The 17125-nt window shown below is 64.5% G+C and carries 17 protein-coding genes; 13 read left to right on the forward strand and 4 right to left on the reverse strand.

Annotated elements, in window-relative coordinates; all coding sequences use genetic code 11:
• The coding region (locus KBB36_RS18175; protein ID WP_290984296.1) for an FAD-dependent oxidoreductase at positions 1–1125 on the forward strand (1125 nt) is incomplete at its 5' end.
• 42 nt (positions 1126–1167) lie between these two features.
• Positions 1168–1842, forward strand: a complete 675-nt coding sequence (locus KBB36_RS18180; RefSeq protein ID WP_290984300.1) for a nitroreductase — start codon at positions 1168–1170, stop codon at positions 1840–1842.
• 3 nt (positions 1843–1845) lie between these two features.
• Here the strand turns inward: KBB36_RS18180 and KBB36_RS18185 are convergent, their stop codons facing one another.
• Positions 1846–2796, reverse strand: a complete 951-nt coding sequence (locus tag KBB36_RS18185; protein WP_290984304.1) for a sugar kinase — start codon at positions 2794–2796, stop codon at positions 1846–1848.
• Positions 2797–2929: 133 nt separating this feature from the next.
• Between KBB36_RS18185 and KBB36_RS18190 the strand changes: the two genes are divergently transcribed.
• The 8 genes from KBB36_RS18190 (at position 2930) to KBB36_RS18225 (ending at position 12036) form a co-directional block, all read left to right on the forward strand.
• Positions 2930–3622 carry a GntR family transcriptional regulator gene (locus KBB36_RS18190; RefSeq protein WP_290984306.1) on the forward strand — a complete coding sequence of 231 codons (693 nt, stop codon included), beginning with the start codon at positions 2930–2932 and terminating at the stop codon, positions 3620–3622.
• On the forward strand, positions 3615–4514 hold the full coding sequence (locus KBB36_RS18195) for a DMT family transporter (protein WP_290984309.1): 900 nt from the start codon (positions 3615–3617) through the stop codon (positions 4512–4514). The genes KBB36_RS18190 and KBB36_RS18195 overlap by 8 nt, the downstream gene beginning before the upstream one ends.
• Positions 4515–4533: 19 nt before the next feature.
• Complete coding sequence (locus KBB36_RS18200; RefSeq protein WP_290984312.1) at positions 4534–6324, forward strand: IlvD/Edd family dehydratase; 1791 nt, start codon at positions 4534–4536, stop codon at positions 6322–6324.
• 12 nt (positions 6325–6336) lie between these two features.
• Positions 6337–7872 (forward strand): UxaA family hydrolase, encoded by a 1536-nt coding sequence (locus KBB36_RS18205; protein WP_290984316.1) that lies wholly within the window; start codon positions 6337–6339, stop codon positions 7870–7872.
• Between the two features lie 208 nt (positions 7873–8080).
• Positions 8081–9394 (forward strand): ABC transporter substrate-binding protein, encoded by a 1314-nt coding sequence (locus KBB36_RS18210; protein ID WP_290984319.1) that lies wholly within the window; start codon positions 8081–8083, stop codon positions 9392–9394.
• 62 nt (positions 9395–9456) lie between these two features.
• Entirely contained in the window at positions 9457–10530 is a 1074-nt protein-coding gene (gene ugpC / locus KBB36_RS18215; RefSeq protein ID WP_290984322.1) for a sn-glycerol-3-phosphate ABC transporter ATP-binding protein UgpC, read from the forward strand.
• A complete protein-coding gene (locus tag KBB36_RS18220) occupies positions 10499–11416 on the forward strand; it encodes a 2-dehydro-3-deoxygalactonokinase (RefSeq protein ID WP_290984325.1) in 918 nt (305 codons plus the stop codon). Before ugpC ends, KBB36_RS18220 begins: the two co-directional genes overlap by 32 nt.
• Positions 11413–12036 carry a 2-dehydro-3-deoxy-6-phosphogalactonate aldolase gene (locus KBB36_RS18225; protein ID WP_290984328.1) on the forward strand — a complete coding sequence of 208 codons (624 nt, stop codon included), beginning with the start codon at positions 11413–11415 and terminating at the stop codon, positions 12034–12036. Before KBB36_RS18220 ends, KBB36_RS18225 begins: the two co-directional genes overlap by 4 nt.
• On the opposite strand, the gene KBB36_RS18230 is transcribed toward KBB36_RS18225, so the two are convergent.
• Positions 12033–13067 (reverse strand): patatin-like phospholipase family protein, encoded by a 1035-nt coding sequence (locus KBB36_RS18230; protein ID WP_290984331.1) that lies wholly within the window; start codon positions 13065–13067, stop codon positions 12033–12035. The two genes, KBB36_RS18225 and KBB36_RS18230, sit on opposite strands and share 4 nt — an antisense overlap.
• Positions 13068–13101: 34 nt before the next feature.
• Here KBB36_RS18230 and KBB36_RS18235 point away from each other — a divergent pair, with 34 nt between their 5' ends.
• Positions 13102–13974 (forward strand): methyltransferase domain-containing protein, encoded by an 873-nt coding sequence (locus KBB36_RS18235; RefSeq protein ID WP_290984334.1) that lies wholly within the window; start codon positions 13102–13104, stop codon positions 13972–13974.
• Here KBB36_RS18235 and KBB36_RS18240 read toward each other — a convergent pair.
• Positions 13971–14576, reverse strand: a complete 606-nt coding sequence (locus tag KBB36_RS18240; protein WP_290984337.1) for a TetR/AcrR family transcriptional regulator — start codon at positions 14574–14576, stop codon at positions 13971–13973. The two genes, KBB36_RS18235 and KBB36_RS18240, sit on opposite strands and share 4 nt — an antisense overlap.
• Positions 14577–14657: 81 nt before the next feature.
• Here KBB36_RS18240 and KBB36_RS18245 point away from each other — a divergent pair, with 81 nt between their 5' ends.
• Positions 14658–15086, forward strand: a complete 429-nt coding sequence (locus KBB36_RS18245) for a VOC family protein (protein ID WP_290984340.1) — start codon at positions 14658–14660, stop codon at positions 15084–15086.
• Between the two features lie 7 nt (positions 15087–15093).
• Here the strand turns inward: KBB36_RS18245 and apbC are convergent, their stop codons facing one another.
• Positions 15094–16269 carry an iron-sulfur cluster carrier protein ApbC gene (gene apbC, locus KBB36_RS18250; protein WP_290984343.1) on the reverse strand — a complete coding sequence of 392 codons (1176 nt, stop codon included), beginning with the start codon at positions 16267–16269 and terminating at the stop codon, positions 15094–15096.
• Positions 16270–16522: 253 nt separating this feature from the next.
• On the opposite strand from apbC, the gene KBB36_RS18255 reads away from it, so the two are divergent.
• On the forward strand, positions 16523–17125 hold a 603-nt coding region (locus KBB36_RS18255), incomplete at its 3' end, for a protease modulator HflK (protein ID WP_290984346.1).

Genomic DNA, 17125 nt, shown 5'->3' on the forward strand with positions numbered 1-17125 from the left:
GATAATCGCTTCGGCTTTCCGGTTGATCTCGGCGCGCTGCATCTGCGCTCGCTGGAGGTCAATCCGTTAAGCAGCCTGGTGCGCCAGAGCCGTGCCGCCTCGCAGGTGGAAGATGGTGATTTCTGGCTCTATGAGCCGGGCCGCGAAGCCGCTGCCGGCGATTATGATGCGCTGGGCGCGGCGCTCGACCGTATCGACGACGCGCTCAACGATGCCAAGTCGGCGCGCCAGGATCGCGCCCTGGCCAGCCTGGTGCCGGCGCTGGACACACGCTGGGCTGAACCGGCCAAGGCTTTGGCCGGGCCGCTGCATGTTGGCCTCGAATTCGCCCAGCTTTCAGCCCTGGATGCGCCGCGCCTGGCCGGCACCGGCAATGATCTGTGGCTCAATGGCGGCCTGGGCGCCTGGGTCGCCAGCCTGGGCGCCGGCCTGCCGGTTTTCCGCAGCCTGCCGGTGCATGGCATCGAATGGAGCGAACGTGGCGTCAGCATCAGCCATGCCGGCGGTGTGCTGGAGGCGCGGGCCTGCATCGTCACACTGCCGCTGGGCGTGCTGGCCACCGGCGGCGTCAGTTTCAAGCCGGATTGGCCAGCGCCGAAACGCGAAGCCCTTGGGCGCGTGCAGGTTGGTGTGATCGAACGCATCGCGCTGCGTTTCCGCCCCGGCAGTATTGAGGCGCCGGCCAGCACGCAGCTTTATGGCCCCGGGCCTAGCAGCGATATCGATGTGGCGCGCCAGGCGATGCAGTTCCGGCTCAATGCCCTGGGCCAGCCGGTGGTGCTGGCCAGTATCGGCGGCAGCTATGCGCGCGACGTGCTGCGCGCCGGCGAGGCGGCGATGGTGGATGCGGCGCGTGGCCGGCTGGCGCGGCTGCTCGGGCCGGGCATCGAGGCCGGCTTTGTCGAGGGTCTGGCGTCATCCTGGGGCAGCGATCCCTACAGCCTGGGCAGCCATTCGGTAACCCGGCCCGGCGCAGCGGCAGCACGGCGTAGTCTGGCCCAGCCGATGGGCCGGGTGTTTTTTGCCGGCGAGCATGTGGCGCCGCCGGAATGGGTCAGCCAATTGCCCGGCGCCTGGCTTTCCGGCCGCGAGGCGGCACTGGCGGCGCTCAAGGCGCTTGCATAACATTGCCCCGTCAGACTCCCCGGGAAGAGGATAATTAAGAGAATGAGCCAGACGATCCTGGATTACCTGCGCCAGCGCAGCAGCATCCGCGCCTTCAAGCCTGATCCGGTGCCGGCCGATGTGGTGCAACGCCTGCTTGCGGCAGGCGTGGAAGCACCAAGCTGGAGCAACACCCAGCCATTTCGTGTCGCCGTGGCGCAGGGCGAATTGCGTGACCGCATCGCCGCCGAACTCTGCGGCCGGTTTGATGGTCAGATCGAGCATGGCCGGGGCCGCGAATATGATGTGCCGGATAAATATCCGGCCGAATTGCAGGCACGTCGCGCCGCCTGCGGCTATGGGCTTTACGGCGCGCTGGGCATCGAGCGCCAGGATATGGCGGCTCGCGCCATGCAGATGCGGCGCAATTTCCATTTCTTCGACGCGCCGGTTGGCCTGTTCATCTATGCCCATGGCGCGCTCGGCGCCTATGCCGCGCTGGATGCCGGCGCTTATATGCAGTCGCTGATGCTGGCGGCGCTGGATGAGGGCTTAGGCACCTGTGCCCAGGCCGCGCTTGCCACCTGGCCCGATGCCGTGACGCCGTTTTTTGATGTGCCGGAAGGCTACAAGCTGCTCTGTGGCATCGCTGTGGGCTACCCGGCCGAAGATGTGGTCAACAAATTCCGGCCGCAGCATCTGGCCCCGGAAACCCTGGCGATCCAGCCGAAAGCGTAAAGTCTAAAACGCTGCCGGCTTGGGGCTGCCAACCGAGCGGAAAAATGCTTCCACGGCGGCGCGGCGCGGGATTGGCCCCACTGCGCCATAGCCGATGGTGGTGAGCGCGGCGGCAGTGTTGGCATAGGCGGCGGCCTCGGTGGGGGCGGCGCCACGGGCAATCTCGGCCAGGAAGGCGCCGTCGAAACAATCGCCGGCGCCGGTGGCATCCACGCTCGGCACGCTATGCCCCGGCACGCGCCAGCGTGCGCCATCCGGGGTGCCGAGCAGCACACCGGCGGCGCCGCATTTCAGCACCACCAGCGGCACACCCAGGCCGCGATAAAAATCCAGGATCGCTTCGGGCTGGTCCAGGCCGGAAAGCGCGCGGGCATCCTCCAGGCTGGGCAGCAGGATATCGGCCAGCTTCGCCGCCCGGTGGGTTTCCGTGCGCGCCTGTTCCAGCGGCCACAGCTTAAGCCGCAGGTTGGTGTCAAACGCCACCCTGGTGCCGGCCTGGCGCGCCGCCGTCATGGCAGCGAAGGTGGTTTCGCGCAAAGCGGCGGAAACCCCGAGCGAGATGCCGGAGGTATGCAGGATGGTCGCTTCGGCCACGCGCTCGGCCGGCAGGTCGGCGGGCAACATGGTGCTGGCTGCCGAACCCTTGCGATAGTAGGTGAATGTATGGCCCTGGCCCGAATGGGTGACAAAATAGATGCCGGTGGGGGCATCGGCGCGGCGGCCGACATTGGCGCTGTCCACCCCCTCGCGCTGCCACAGGCCGAGCAGCAGGTCGCCAAAGGGATCGCTGCCCACCAGGGTGGCATAGCCGGCCCGCGCCCCCTGGCGTGCGGCTGCTATGGCGCAATTCGAGGTGTCGCCGCCAAAATCGCGCAGGTATTGGTCGCTCTCCGGGCCGTTGGTCTGGTTGAATTCAACCATCGCCTCGCCCAGGCACAGAATATCCAGTCGCATCCCTGTCTCCCCAGCAAGTCATAGCCTAGTCAAAGGCTTACCGGCAACCGGTTTCTTACATATCAGATACGACTTGTGGCGAATCGGGCGCACTGCTAGGGTCGCCGCTGTAATTGCTCCAATGGAGGCCGTCATGGCCAAGGCCAAGCCGCTTCGCGCCGGCACGATCGAACGCCCGAAGTCGCTCACCGAATTGGTCAAGGAGCATATCCGCAACCGCATTATCGATGGCGAATTGAAGCTGGGCGAGGCGTTGTCGGAAAATGTGCTGGCGGCCCAGCTCGGAATCTCCAAAACCCCGGTGCGTGAAGCGCTGCTGCAATTGAAGCTGGAAGGGCTGGTGGATATCCAGCCGCAGCGCGGCAGCTTTGTGTTCACCATGAATCCGAAGGAGATGGAGGAATTCTGCGATTATCGCATCATCCTCGAAACCGCCGCTTTGCGCAGTGCGCTGGAGAATGACGAAGCCGGCCTGGTGCCGGCGTTGGAGACGCGGGCCAAGAAGATGCTGAAGGCGGTGGAGGAGAATGACCTGGCCGCCTATCGCCGCATCGACACGGATTATCACCGCCAGATTTTGCAGCGCGCGCAGAACAGCTATCTGCTCAATGCGCATGCCCAGCTTGAATTGAAAATCCAGGCTTTGCGCGCCCATGTCACCCAGCGCGACCGCACCATCGAAGTGTCGTTGCAGGAGCATTTTGATATCATCAAGCTGCTCAAGGAAGGCTTGAGCGACGCCGCCCTGGCCGTGCTGGCCAACCATATCCGCTCGGCCTCGCGGGATTACCGCGCCCTGTCGGAGGAAGGCGTCAGCCTTGGTTGATCGGCCCGCCGCTTTGCCCGCCGCTGCCGCAGCGGCTGACCGTACTGTTCTGCATGGCATCGGCTTCATGCTGCTTGGCACCGCCTTGTTCACCTTCAACGACGCGCTGGGCAAATGGCTGGTGGTGAGCGTGGCGGTGGGGCAGTTGCTGTTCATCCGCTCGGCCGCCGCCTTCCTGATCCTGGCGCCGATGATCCATCGGGCCGGCTGGCGCAAGGTGTTTGTGGTGGAGCAGCCCGGCTGGCACAGCCTGCGGCTGGTGTTGATCGTGCTGGAAGTGGCGGCTTTTTACATGGCGGTGCGGCATCTGCCGCTGGCTGATGTGATGAGCGTGTATCAGGCCGGGCCGCTGATCGTCACTGTGCTGGCAATCCCGCTGCTTGGCGAGCGGGTCGGCTGGCGCCGTGGCCTGGCGGTTGGTATCGGCTTCATTGGCGTGCTGCTGGTGCTGCGGCCGGAAGCCGGCGTTTTCAGCGCTCCGGCGCTGATCGCCCTGGCCGGTGCGGTGGGCTATGCCCTGCTGATGCTGTCCACCCGCCATCTGCGTGCCGCCAGCAATCTCACCCTGATCGCCTGGCATACGGTGGGCGTCGGCCTGTGCGGCCTGCTCACACTTCCCTGGGGCTGGATGCCGCTGGATTGGAGCACGCTGGCTTTGCTCGGCCTGATCGGCGTGGTCGCCACCTCGGCGCATGTCTGCATGAACCAGTCGCTCAAACTGGCCCCGGCCAGTGTGGTGACGCCGTATCAATATACCTCGCTGCTCTGGGCCATCCTGCTTGGCTGGCTGGTGTTTGGCGATGTGCCGACCGGCGGCATGCTGCTGGGCGCCGGCATCATCGTGGCCAGCGGGTTATTCGTTTTGCATCGTGAACAGAAACTCAAGTCATAAAAATCAAGGGAGTGAGACAGTGACCAGCGAAGCCCCGAAGCCGAAGCGCCTGCGCAGCCGCGAATGGTTTGATAACCCCGACGATCCGGGCATGACCGCGCTGTATCTGGAACGCTACCTGAATTACGGCCTGACTTTGGGCGAATTGCGCGGCGACAAGCCGATCATCGGCATTGCGCAATCGGGCAGCGACCTGTCGCCCTGCAACCGGCATCATCTTGATCTGGCCTGGCGCATCCGCGACGGCATCCGCGATGCCGGCGGCCTGCCGCTGGAATTCCCCACCCATCCGATCCAGGAAACCGGCCGCCGCCCCACGGCGGCTTTGGATCGTAACCTGGCCTACATGACCCTGGTGGAATTGCTGCACGGTTATCCGATTGACGGCGTGGTGCTGACCACCGGCTGCGACAAGACCACGCCGGCCCTGCTGATGGCGGCGGCGACGGTGAATATCCCGGCCATCGTGCTCTCCGGCGGCCCGATGCTGGACGGGCATTACAACGGCCAGCTTGCCGGCTCGGGCACAGTTGTGTGGTTCGCACGCCAGGAACTGGCTGCCGGCCGCATCAATTATGATGAATTCCTGGAAATGGTGGCATCCTCCGCCCCCAGCCCGGGCCATTGCAACACCATGGGCACCGCCCTGTCGATGAACAGCCTGGCGGAAGCCTTGGGCATGTCGCTGCCCGGCTGCGCCGCGATCCCGGCGCCGTATCGTGAGCGCGCCCAGATGGCCTACGAGACCGGCCGCCGCGCCGTGGAGATTGTGCGCGAGGATCTGCGGCCATCGAAGGTGCTGACCCGCGAAGCTTTCGAGAATGCAATCGTCGCCGCCTCGGCGCTGGGTGCTTCCACCAATTGCCCGCCGCATATCAATGCCATCGCGCGCCATATCGGTGTCGAGCTGGATGTGAAGGATTGGGACCGGGTTGGCTACGACATCCCGTTGCTGGTGAATTGCATGCCGGCCGGCAAGTATCTGGGCGAATCGTTCCATCGCGCCGGCGGCGTGCCGGCGGTGATGAAGGAATTGCTTGATGCCGGCAAGCTGCATGCCGATGCGCTCACCATCAATGGCAAGACGATGGGCGAGAATGTCCAAAACGCCAAGGCCAAGGATCCGGATGTGATCCTGCCCTATGCCAAGCCGTTGCTGCCGGAAGCCGGCTTTGTGGTGCTGGGCGGCACGCTGTTTGACGCGGCGGTGATGAAGACCTCCGTCATCTCGCCGGAATTCCGCAAGCATTTCCTGGAGCGGGCCGGCGACGAGGGCGCCTTTGAAGGCACCGCCATCGTGTTTGAGGGGCCGGAGGATTATCATCACCGCATCAACGATCCCAGCCTGCCGATCGACGAGAACAGCATTCTCATCATCCGCAATAGCGGGCCGGTGGGTTATCCCGGCTCGGCCGAGGTGGTGAACATGCTGCCGCCGGATCGGCTGGTGAAAAAAGGTGTGCTGCTGCTGCCCTGCATCGGCGATGGCCGCCAGAGCGGCACCTCGGGTTCGCCCTCGATCCTCAATGCCTCGCCGGAATCGGTGGTGGGCGGCGGCCTGGCCCTGCTCAATACCGGCGACCGCGTGCGTATCGATCTCAACAAACGCTCGGCTGATATCATGATCTCGCCCGAGGAACTGGAACAGCGCCGCAAGGCCTGGACACCGCCGGACCTGGTGAATGCCACGCCGTGGCAGGAACTGCATCGCAAGACCGTGGGCCAGCTTTCGACCGGCGGCTGCATGGATTTCGCCACCGGTTATCAGAAGGTGGACGAAACCTTCGGCGTGCCGCGCCACAATCACTGAGGGAGCCAGACCATGACCGCCGGACCCGTGATCCGCCTGCATCCCGACGACAATGTGGTGATCGCCCGTGCTGCCTTGCCGGTCGGCACCTCGATCCCGGGCGAGAATGTTGTCACCGCCGAATCCGTGCCGGCCGGCCACAAGTTGGCGGTGCGCGCCATCGGCCCGGGCGATGCCGTCACCCGCTATGGCCAGATCATCGGCTTTGCCACCCAGGCGGTGCAGCCCGGCCGCCATGTGCATTCGCACAACATGGGCATGGGCGATTTCCAGCGTGACTATGCCTTTGCCCAGGCGACGCGGCCCACGGCTTTCTTTCAGCCGCAGGCCACATTCATGGGCATCAAGCGGGCCGATGGCCGGGTGGCGACGCGCAACTATATCGGCATTCTCACCACGGTGAATTGTTCGGCCACGGCAGCGAAATATGTGGCGGATGCCTACCGCGCCAATCCGTTCAGCGGCGTCAATCCGCTGGCCGATTACCCGAATGTGGATGGTGTGGTGGCGCTCACCCACAAGCTGGGCTGCGGCCTCAACACCCAGGGCGAGGGGATTGAAGTGCTGCGCCGCACGATTGCCGGCTATGCCCGGCATCCGAATTTCCATTCGGTGATCGTGATCGGCCTGGGCTGCGAGGGCAACCAGATCGACGCCTTGCTCAAGGCCGAGGGGCTGGAGCGTGGCCCACATCTGCATACCCTGACCATCCAGGATACCGGCGGCACCGCCAAGACGGTGCAGGCGGCAATGGCCAAGGTGAAGGAATTGCTGCCGGAAGCCAATAACGTGCAGCGCGAGAAGGTGCCGGCCAGCCATCTCACCATCGGCCTGCAATGCGGCGGCTCGGATGGTTATTCCGGCATCAGCGCCAATCCGGCTTTGGGCGTGGCCTCAGACCTGATCGTGCGCCATGGCGGCACGGTTATTCTTTCGGAAACCCCGGAAACCTATGGTGCCGAACATCTGCTCACCCGACGCGCCATCACCCCGGCAGTGGGCCAGAAGCTGGTGGACCTGATGGCGTGGTGGCGTGATTACACCGAGCGGAATGGCGGCGAGATGGATAACAATCCCTCGCCGGGCAACAAGGCCGGCGGCCTGACCACGATTCTGGAAAAGTCGCTTGGTGCCTCGGCCAAGGCCGGTTCCACCAATCTGGTGGAAGTCTACCGCTATGCCGAGGCGGCCAAGGCGCGCGGCTTTGTGTTCATGGATAGCCCGGGCTACGATCCGGTCTCGGCCACCGGCCAGGTGGCGGGCGGCGCCAATGTGGTGTGTTTCACCACCGGGCGCGGCTCGGTTTTTGGCTGCCGCCCGGCGCCGTCGCTCAAGCTTGCCACCAATAGCGAGCTTTATGCCCGCATGACCGATGATATGGACATCAATTGCGGCGGCGTGGTGGATGGCAGCGAAAACCTGGAACAGCTCGGCCAGCGCATCTTTGAACTGATCCTGGCCACCGCCAGCGGCCAGCCAAGCAAAAGTGAGGCGCTCGGCTTCGGTGAGGAAGAATTCGCCCCCTGGCATATCGGCGCGGTCATGTGACCGCGCGGGGGCATATCGACGCGGTGATGTAATCACGGCGTATATCGGCTTGGCAGGGCGGGGCGCTTTCGATACACTGATATATAAGATGGCACGGGCGCGCAGGGAGGCGCCTGTTTCAAATCCGGCGCCAGCCGAATAAGAAGGAGCCGGTTTGTGTTTCAGCAGACCGGCGCAGCGGCTTGGCTGGCCGGCAGGGAGTGTTTCGATGCGTAATCTTGCCCGGCTGCTGGCCGGCACGATCCTGACCATGATGCTGGCGCCCGGCCTGGATGTGCAGGCGCAGGAGCGGTTGAGTGTGTGGCTGCCCAAGGGCGCGTATGCCGCCGAGGATGCTGCGCTCACCGCCCTGGCCGAACGGTTCCAGGCGCGCACCGGCGTGGTGGTAACGCTCAGCCTATTGGCGCCCGAGGAGGCGCCGGCCAAGTTCACCGCCGCATTGGAAGCGCGCAGCCCGCCCGATATCGGTTTCGGCAGCAGCGCCGAGGCTGGCGGCGCCATCGCCTGGGCCAGCCAGGGGCGGCTTGAGGACATTGCCGATCTGGTAGCGCCGAACAGCCTGCGTTATTTCACTGCCGCCTATGAATCCAGCTTGCTGCCCGGCCCAGGCGGCAAGCGCGGCCATTTTGGCCTGCCGCTGCGCCAGCAGGGCCTGCAGGCCGCCTATTGGCTCGACATGCTGCAAGAGGCCGGTTTCAGCGAGGCCGATATTCCAACCGACTGGAAAAGCTATTGGGGCTTCTGGTGCGACAAGGTGCAGCCGGCTTTGCGCGCCAAGGGGCGCCGCGTCTATGGCATTGCACAGGCCGCTGGGCCGCAGGGCTATGATGCCATGCTCGGCTTTGTGGCGCATATCTCGGCGCATGATGCCATGCCGGTGGATCGCGATGGCAAGCTTTTGCTTGGCGATGCCCGGGCACGTACCGCGCTGGTGGCGGCGCTGAAGGATTATACCGACATTGTGCAGAAGGGCTGCACGCCGCCCGGTGCATTGGTCTGGAATGATGCCGATAACGGCCAGGCTTTCCTCAAGCGCCGCACGCCGCTGGCGCTGGATACCCAGCTAGGCACCGGCCTGGCGGCGCCCGACAGTTTGCGGATCGGAGCCTGGCCGGCGCGGCCTGATGGCAAGCCGCTGGCGCATCCGGTGCGCGTGATCTTCGCCACGCTGTTTGCCGAGGCGCAGAACAAGCCGCGCGCCCGTGAATTCCTGGCCTATCTGGCGACGCCGGATAATGCCGCCGCCCTGGCCGAAGCCGGCCAGGGGCGCTGGTTCCCGGTGTTGCGTGAGGTGGCCGAGCGGCCCTATTGGCGCCAGGACGAACGCCGCACGGCTTTGTATCGGCAATTCGCGTTGCAGCCGGCAGCGGTGCTGCCGTTTGTCTATAATGCAAAATTTGCCGCCAGCCAGGCTGAAACATTGTGGCATCGCGCGGTGAGCCGCGTGGTGCTGGACAAGCAGGCGCCGGAGCAGGCGGTGGATGAAATGGTGGTGCGTGTCAGGCAGTTGGTGGAGGGCTGACTTCCTAACCGCAGGATACGCGCCTTAAACGACAAAAAAGCAAAAGGGAGTAGGGGTAGGCCATGGCAAGCGTGACAGTACAGCAGGTACGCAAGAAATACGGCGCACTGGAAGTGATCCGCGGCATCGACGTAGCCATTCCGGATGGCGAATTTGTGGTGCTGGTGGGCCCTTCGGGCTGCGGCAAATCCACTCTGCTGCGCATGATTGCCGGACTTGAAGCGATTACCGATGGCACCATCAGCATCGGCGATGCGGTGGTGAATGCGGTGCCGCCGAAGGATCGCGACATCGCCATGGTGTTCCAGAATTACGCGCTCTATCCGCATATGACGGTGCGCGAGAATATGGGCTTCTCGCTCAAGCTGCGCAAAGCCGACAAGAGCGAGATCGACGAGCGCGTGGCTACCGCCGCCGGCATTCTCGGCCTGGGCCAGTTGCTGGATCGGTATCCGAAGCAGCTTTCCGGCGGCCAGCGCCAGCGCGTTGCTATGGGCCGCGCCATTGTGCGCAACCCGCAGGTGTTTTTGTTTGACGAGCCATTGTCCAACCTGGATGCAAAGTTGCGTGTGCAGATGCGCACCGAGATCAAGGCGTTGCACCAGCAGCTCAAGACCACCTCGATCTATGTGACGCATGATCAGATCGAGGCGATGACGATGGCCGACCGCATCGTGGTGATGCATGACGGCATCGTGGAGCAGATCGGCTCGCCGCTGGAATTGTATGACACGCCGGCTAACCTGTTTGTGGCCGGCTTCATCGGCTCGCCGGCGATTAACCTGATTTCTGGCCGGCTGCGGCGCGATAATGGCCACGCCTGGGTGGCCACCGAGGCCGGCATCGATCTGCCGCTGGGTGCCAATGCGGCGGGCCAGGATGGCCAGGCGGTGGTGTATGGCATCCGGCCCGAACATATGGCGCCGGGCAGCCAGGGCGGCCTGCCGGTGACGGTGGGCGTGGTGGAGCCGACCGGCGCCAACACCTTTGTGTATGCCACACTGGCCGGCGCCCAGGTTTGCGGCGTGTTTGCCGAACGCAGCGGTTATGCGCCGGGTGCGGCGATGCATTTTGTGCCGCAGCTTGATCGTGTGCATCTGTTTGATGCCGCCAGCGGCCAGCGGCTGGTGGTATGAGGCAGCTTTGATCGTCATCGATTGGGGCAGCACCGGGTTTCGCGCCTGGCGCCTGGATGATGCCAGTGGTGCCATCCAGGCCCAATGCGCCGGGCCTTATGGCATCACGGCCCTGCGCCCGGGCGAGCATGGCCCGCTGCTGAAGCGCGAGATCGGCACCTGGCTTGCCGAGGGCGAAAGTTTTGTGCTGGCCGCCGGCATGATCGGCAGCCGCCAGGGCTGGCATGAGATGCCGTATATTCCCTGTCCCGCAGGCTTGGCCGATCTGGCCCAGGCGGCGCGGCGCATGCCCTGGAACGAAGGCCCGGATATCTGGTTCTGCCCCGGCCTGTGCTGCCGCGATGACCAGGGCGTGCCGGATGTGATCCGGGGCGAGGAAATGCAGGTATTCGGCCTGCTCGATGAAGCGGCCGGCGACAGCCATTTCTGCCTGCCCGGCACGCATGGCAAGGCGGTGCTGGCACGAGATGGCAAAGTGATCGGCTTTGCCACGCATTTCACCGGCGAGCTTTATGCTTTGCTCAGCCGCCATGGCCTGCTGGCCAGTGTGTTGCAGCCGCCTTCAGCACCCGATCCGGCAGCCTTCGCCGCGGGCGTGGCGCGTAGCGGCGATCCGGGCGGCCTGCTGCATCATGTGTTTGGTGTGCGGGCGCGGGCGCTGTTTGGCGAAGTCAGCGGCATGGCGGCGGCCGAGTATCTTTCCGGCATCCTGATCGGCCATGAATTGCGCCAGTTGCCGTCCGGCCCGCAATTGATCCTGGCCGGCGAGGGTGCCTTGGTGGCGCGGTATGCCGAAGCGGCTGGCTTGCTGGGGCTGAATGCCACACTGGCCCCGGCCCATGCGGCGGCGCGTGGGCTTTATCGATTGGGGTGCCTGCTGCAATGATATTGTTCAAGGACAAACTGGCCGCCCTGCCGCTGGTTGCCATCCTGCGCGGCGTTCAGCCGGATGAGGTGCTGGCGATTGGCGCGGCGCTGGTGGAGGCTGGCTTCGGCATCATCGAAGTGCCGCTCAATTCGCCGCAGCCGCTGCAAAGCATCACTAAGCTGGCGGCGGCCTTTGGCGAGCAGGCGCTGATCGGCGCCGGCACGGTGCTTAATCTGGCACAGATGGAAGCTGCGGCTTTAAGTGGCGCCAGGCTGATCGTGATGCCGCATGCCGATACCAATATCATCCAGGCGGCGCGCCAGCGTGGCCTGGTGGTGATGCCTGGCTTCGCCACGCCGAGCGAGGCTTTTGCCGCGATCAATGCCGGTGCCGATGCGCTGAAGCTGTTTCCGGCCGAGGCTAGCAGCCCGGCCGTGCTGAAAAGCCTGCGCGCCGTGTTGCCGCCCGCCCTGCCGGTGCTGCCGGTGGGCGGCATCGGGGCGGGCAACATGGCGCCGTGGCTGGCAGCCGGTGCTGCCGGCTTCGGCCTGGGTTCGTCGCTCTACCAGCCCGGCCTTGATGTGGCGGAAGTTGGCAGCCGCGCCCGCGCTCTCGTGGCCGCCTATCGCGCAGGCTAGAGAAATTTCTCGATCAGGTCGGTGGAGCTTTCGCGCCCCACCTTGTCGTAATGTGCGGTGATGAAGAGATCGGCGCGGCTGCGGCCCAGCTCGAACAGGCTTTGCAGGAAATCCCATTCCGCATTCAGCTTTGAGGAAGCGCCGAATTTGCGCAATTCCTCCTCGGCATCGATGCTGTGGATCAGCATGCGCTTGAGCCGGCCGTTATCATCATAGCCGCCATCGATCATCTTGGTGACAAAATGGATGGCGCGCATTTCGCGCATCAGGCTGGAATTGAAGCTCAGTGTGTTGATCCGGTCCATGATGGCATGGGCGCTGGTCGGTACTTCCTCGATGCGGATCGGGTTGATCTGCACAATCAGCACATCGCGGCTTTCGCAATCATAGATCAGCGGATAGATCGGCGGATTGCCCATATAGCCGCCATCCCAGTAATGCTCACCATCCACTTCCACCGCCTGAAACAGAAACGGCAGGCAGGCCGAAGCCATCACCGCATCAATGCTGACATCCTGGTTCTGGAAGACGCGGATCTTGCCGCTCAGCACATTGGTGGCGCAGATGAACAGCTTCACGCTGACACAATTGCGCAGGTCTTCGCATTGCACGATGCTCTGCAACAGGTCGCGCAGCGGGTTCACATTGCCGGGATTGAGCTGATAGGGCGATAGCAGCCGGGTCATCAGGTCAAACATCATGTAGACCGGCGAATATTGCATGCTGCCGGGCTGCATGATGCGGTCCAGCGGGCTGGGCTTCAGCGGTGAATGCCGCGTGCTCTCGGAAATACCGTGCCAGAAACGGCGCAATTCGGCCCGCGCGCCCTCATTGCCGCCAATCGCCAGGCCATGCGCCAGCACGGCGGCATTCATCGCCCCGGCCGAGGTGCCAACCACACCTTCAATCTCGAACAGGTCGGATTCCAGCAGGCGGTCCAGCACCCCCCAGGCAAAAGCGCCGTGGCTGCCGCCGCCCTGCAAGGCCAGATTGATCCGTTTGCGCTTCGCCGCTGTTTTCGGCCTCGCCATGGCATGCTCCTCGCGCCCATGGCAGAATGGGCGCATGGCCGAGACTATGCTGATTTTCGATCCCGCCGCCAAGCGGCAGCACCGCCGCCGCGCGGCGGGCAATTTTGCCGCCTTTGATTTCCTGCATGCCGAGGCAGCAGAGCGCCTGCTTGATCGGCTGCGTGATATCCGCCGGCAATTCCCCCTGGCTTTGCTGCAAGGCGCGCCGGCTGCTTGGCTGGCGCCGCGCCTGGCGGGCAGCAGCAGCATTGGCCAGGTTATCGGCATGGGCAGCGATTTTGTTGCCCAGGAGGATATGCTGCCGCTGGCCGAGGGGCGGTTTGATCTGGTGCTCAGCCTGCTCAACCTGCATTGGGTCAACGATCTGCCCGGCGCACTGATTCAGCTGCAAAATTGCCTCAAGCCGGACGGGCTGTTTCTGGCCACCCTGTTTGGCGGCGATACGCTCACCGAACTGCGCCAGGCCTGGCTGATGGCGGAAAGTGAGTTGGCCACCGGCGCGAGCCCGCATGTGGCGCCGATGGTTGGCACTTACGATGGCGCCGCCTTGTTGCAGCGCGCCGGCTTTGCGCTGCCGGTGGCCGATGCCGAACGCATCACGGTCACCTATGCCGATGCCTTTGCGCTGATGCGTGACCTGCGCGGCATGGGCGAGGCCAATGCGCTGCTTGGCCGCCGCAAGGGCTTCACGCCGCGCGCCACTTTGCTGCGCATGGCGCAGATATACGCCGAGCGTTTCGCCGCGCCGGATGGCCGGATCAGGGCCACTTTCGAGTTTGTCATGCTCACCGGCTGGCGCCCGGATGCAAGCCAGCAGCAGCCGCTCAAGCCCGGCAGCGCCAAGCTGCGCCTGGCCGATGCGCTCGGCGTGGTGGAGCATAAGGCCGGCGACAAGGCCGGGTTTTAGGGCGGCCCGAACAATAAATGCAGCAGGCGGTTCAGCACCGCTGCGCAGCCCGCGCGGGCGCTGGCCTCGTCTGCGGTTTCAGCCAGCCAGAGCGCGGCCTCGTTCATGGCGCCGGAAAGCAGATAGGTCAGTGCCTCGGGCGGCAGCCGGCGCTCGGGCGGCAGGGCGGCCATCGCCGCTTCCACGCCGGCGCGTAGCGAACCCATGGCGTGGCGACCATCAATTTCGCGCCAGCGCGCCCAGCCCAGCACCGAAGGCGCATCCAGCAGGTAGATTTGCCGCGTGCCGGGGCTGAGGCAGGCATCCAGGAAGGCATGGCTGCCGAGCCGCAGGGCTTGCAGCGGATCGCTGGCCGAGGCGGTGGCGGCCTCAATCGCGGCCAGCACCAAAGCCGCTTCGCCCTCCACCACGGCCTCGAACAACGCCCGCTTGTCGGCAAAGTGATAGTAGAGCGCGCCGCGCGTCACCTGCGCCTCACGCACCACATCCTCGGTACCGGCGCCGGCATAACCCAGTTCGGCAAATAACCGCCGCGCCGTGGCCAGCAGGGCAGCCCGGGTGGCGGCGTGTTTTTCTGCCTTGCTCTGCTTTTTATCTTGCATACATACTGCCTGTATGTTAAATCCAGATCATCCTAATCAGTCACCGCGCAACCACAAAGCAAAATCTGAAGGAGCATCGCCATGAAGATCACCAGTTATTATCCTGTCATCTGCACCGCCGATGTGGCCGGCAGTCAGGCATTCTATCAGCGCCATTTTGATTTCGCGCCAGCCTTCGTGGCGGATTGGTATGTGCATCTCACCTCGCGCCATGACGATAATGTGCATCTGGCGCTGCTGGATTTTCGCCATAGCACCATCCCGGCAGGCTTCCGCCAGCCGATGCAGGGCGGCCTGCTGCTCAATTTTGAACTGGCCGATGTGGATGCGGCCTATGCCCGGGCGGTCGCCGAGGGGCTGGATATCCGGCTGGCCTTGCGCGACGAGCCGTTTGGCCAGCGCCATTTCATCCTGGCCGACCCGAATGGCGTGCTGATCGACGTGATCAAGCCGATCCCGCCGAGCGCTGAATTCGCCGCGCAATACAGCCCGGAAGCGCTGCCAGTTTAAGCTCGGATTACTGGATGACGATGCGCGGCCCGGCCTGGGCGCCGGCGCCGCGCTCGATCTTGTCCAGCACCTTGGCGGCGATGGCGCCATAGGCTTTGGCCTCGGCGCTATCCGGCTGGCTCATCACAATCGGCGTGCCGCCATCCGAAGTCTCCCGGATCGCCATCACCAAGGGCAATTCACCCAGGAAATCGCAGCCCAGTTCCGCCGCCGTGCGCTGCGCGCCGCCATGCGAGAAGATATCCGAGCGGTGGCCGCAATTCGGGCAGCAGAAAAAGCTCATATTCTCGATGATGCCGAAAACCGGCACATCAACGCGGCGGAACATGTTCAGCCCCTTGCGCGCATCCAGCAGGGCGATGTCTTGCGGCGTGGAAACGATCACCGCGCCGGCCAGCGGCACGCGCTGCGCCATGGTCAGCTGGGCATCGCCGGTGCCGGGCGGCATATCCACCACCAGCACGTCCAATTCGCCCCAGGTCACATCGCGCAGCATCTGTTCCAGCGCACTCATCACCATCGGGCCGCGCCAGATCATCGGCGTGTCCTCGGCCACCAGGAAGCCCATTGACATGGCCGGAATGCCCCAGCCCAGCATCGGTTGCAGCTTTTTGCCATCGGGCGAATGCGGCTTGCCGGTGATACCCAGCATACGCGGCACCGAGGGGCCGTAGATATCGGCATCCAGCAGGCCAACCTTGCGGCCCTGGCGCGCCATGGCCAGCGCCAGGTTCACCGCCGTGGTGGATTTGCCCACGCCGCCCTTGCCCGAGGCCACGGCGATGATGGCTTTGATCCCCGGCACGCCCGGGCGCTCACCCACGCTGGCCTTGGCTGCCGGGGCATGGCTGTGATCATGGCCATGATCGTGCTTATGGTCGTGCCCATGCCCATGATTGTGAGCTTGATTGTGTTTGGGCGCCTGTTTGCCCTCGCTCTGGGCGGTCAGCACCACGGTGACGGAGGTTACGCCGGGCAGGGCGGCGATGCGGGTTTCGCAGGCCTTGCGCAGAGGTTCCTTGCGTGGGCCGTCCTGTGGCGCCACTTCGAGCACAAAGCCGACATTGCTGCCCTTGACCACCAGGCCGCCAACCATGCCGAGTTCAACCACATTCTTGCCACGATCAGCATCCATAACCTCACGCAGGGCATCCAGAACCTGCGTCTCAGTCACCCCGGTCATGCTTGAAATCCCCGTAATCGTTCCAATATTGTCGCAGGCGGCCAGAATTATGGGCTAAGGGCGGCCGCGCTGCCTCTTGCCCAGGTGATATATCGCGCCCTGTGATATAAAGCGACCGGCAAGCGGGGGCAAACAGCCCGACAGGTAGGCCTAATCAATAAAGCGGTGCGCCCGGCGGGGGGCGCCGCCCGCCGGTTCCCGGTCCGACATGCCGGATTTGGCGGTGCAACAATTGGACGCGGAAGGATTTGAGATGCCCTGGAGCAATCAAGGTGGTGGCGGTGGTTGGCAAGGCGGCGGCGGCGGTGGCGGCGGCCGTGGCCCCTGGGGCCAAGGCCCGCGTGGCGGGGGCCCAACAGGCGGCAATGGCGGCGGCGGCGGTGGTCCGATTCCGCCGAATCTTGAGGATTTGCTGCGCAAGGGCCAGGACCGTATGCGCGACATGGTGCCGGGCGGCAATGTTTCCGGCCGTGGCATCATTCTGCTGTTCCTTGCCGCTATCGCCGTGTGGATGGGCAGCGGCATCTATCGGGTGGATACAAACGAAGCCGGCGTGGTGCTGCGTTTCGGCCGTTTCGCCGATATCACCCAGCCCGGCCTGCGCTGGCATTGGCCCTGGCCGATTGAGACCGTGCAGACCCCGCGCGTCACCACCGTGAACCGCGAGGAAATCGGTTTCCGCACCGTGGGCGAAACCAACGTGCGCGCCGGCCAGAGCCGCGACGTGCCGGAAGAAAGCCTGATGCTGACCGGCGACGAGAATATCGTCGATATCGACTTCACCGTGCTGTGGCAGGTGAAAGACCCGCAGCTTTATCTGTTCAATGTTTCGGATGTGCCGCGCACTATTAAGCAG

The organism is Ferrovibrio sp. (assembly GCF_017994015.1).
Lineage (GTDB): Bacteria > Pseudomonadota > Alphaproteobacteria > Ferrovibrionales > Ferrovibrionaceae > Ferrovibrio.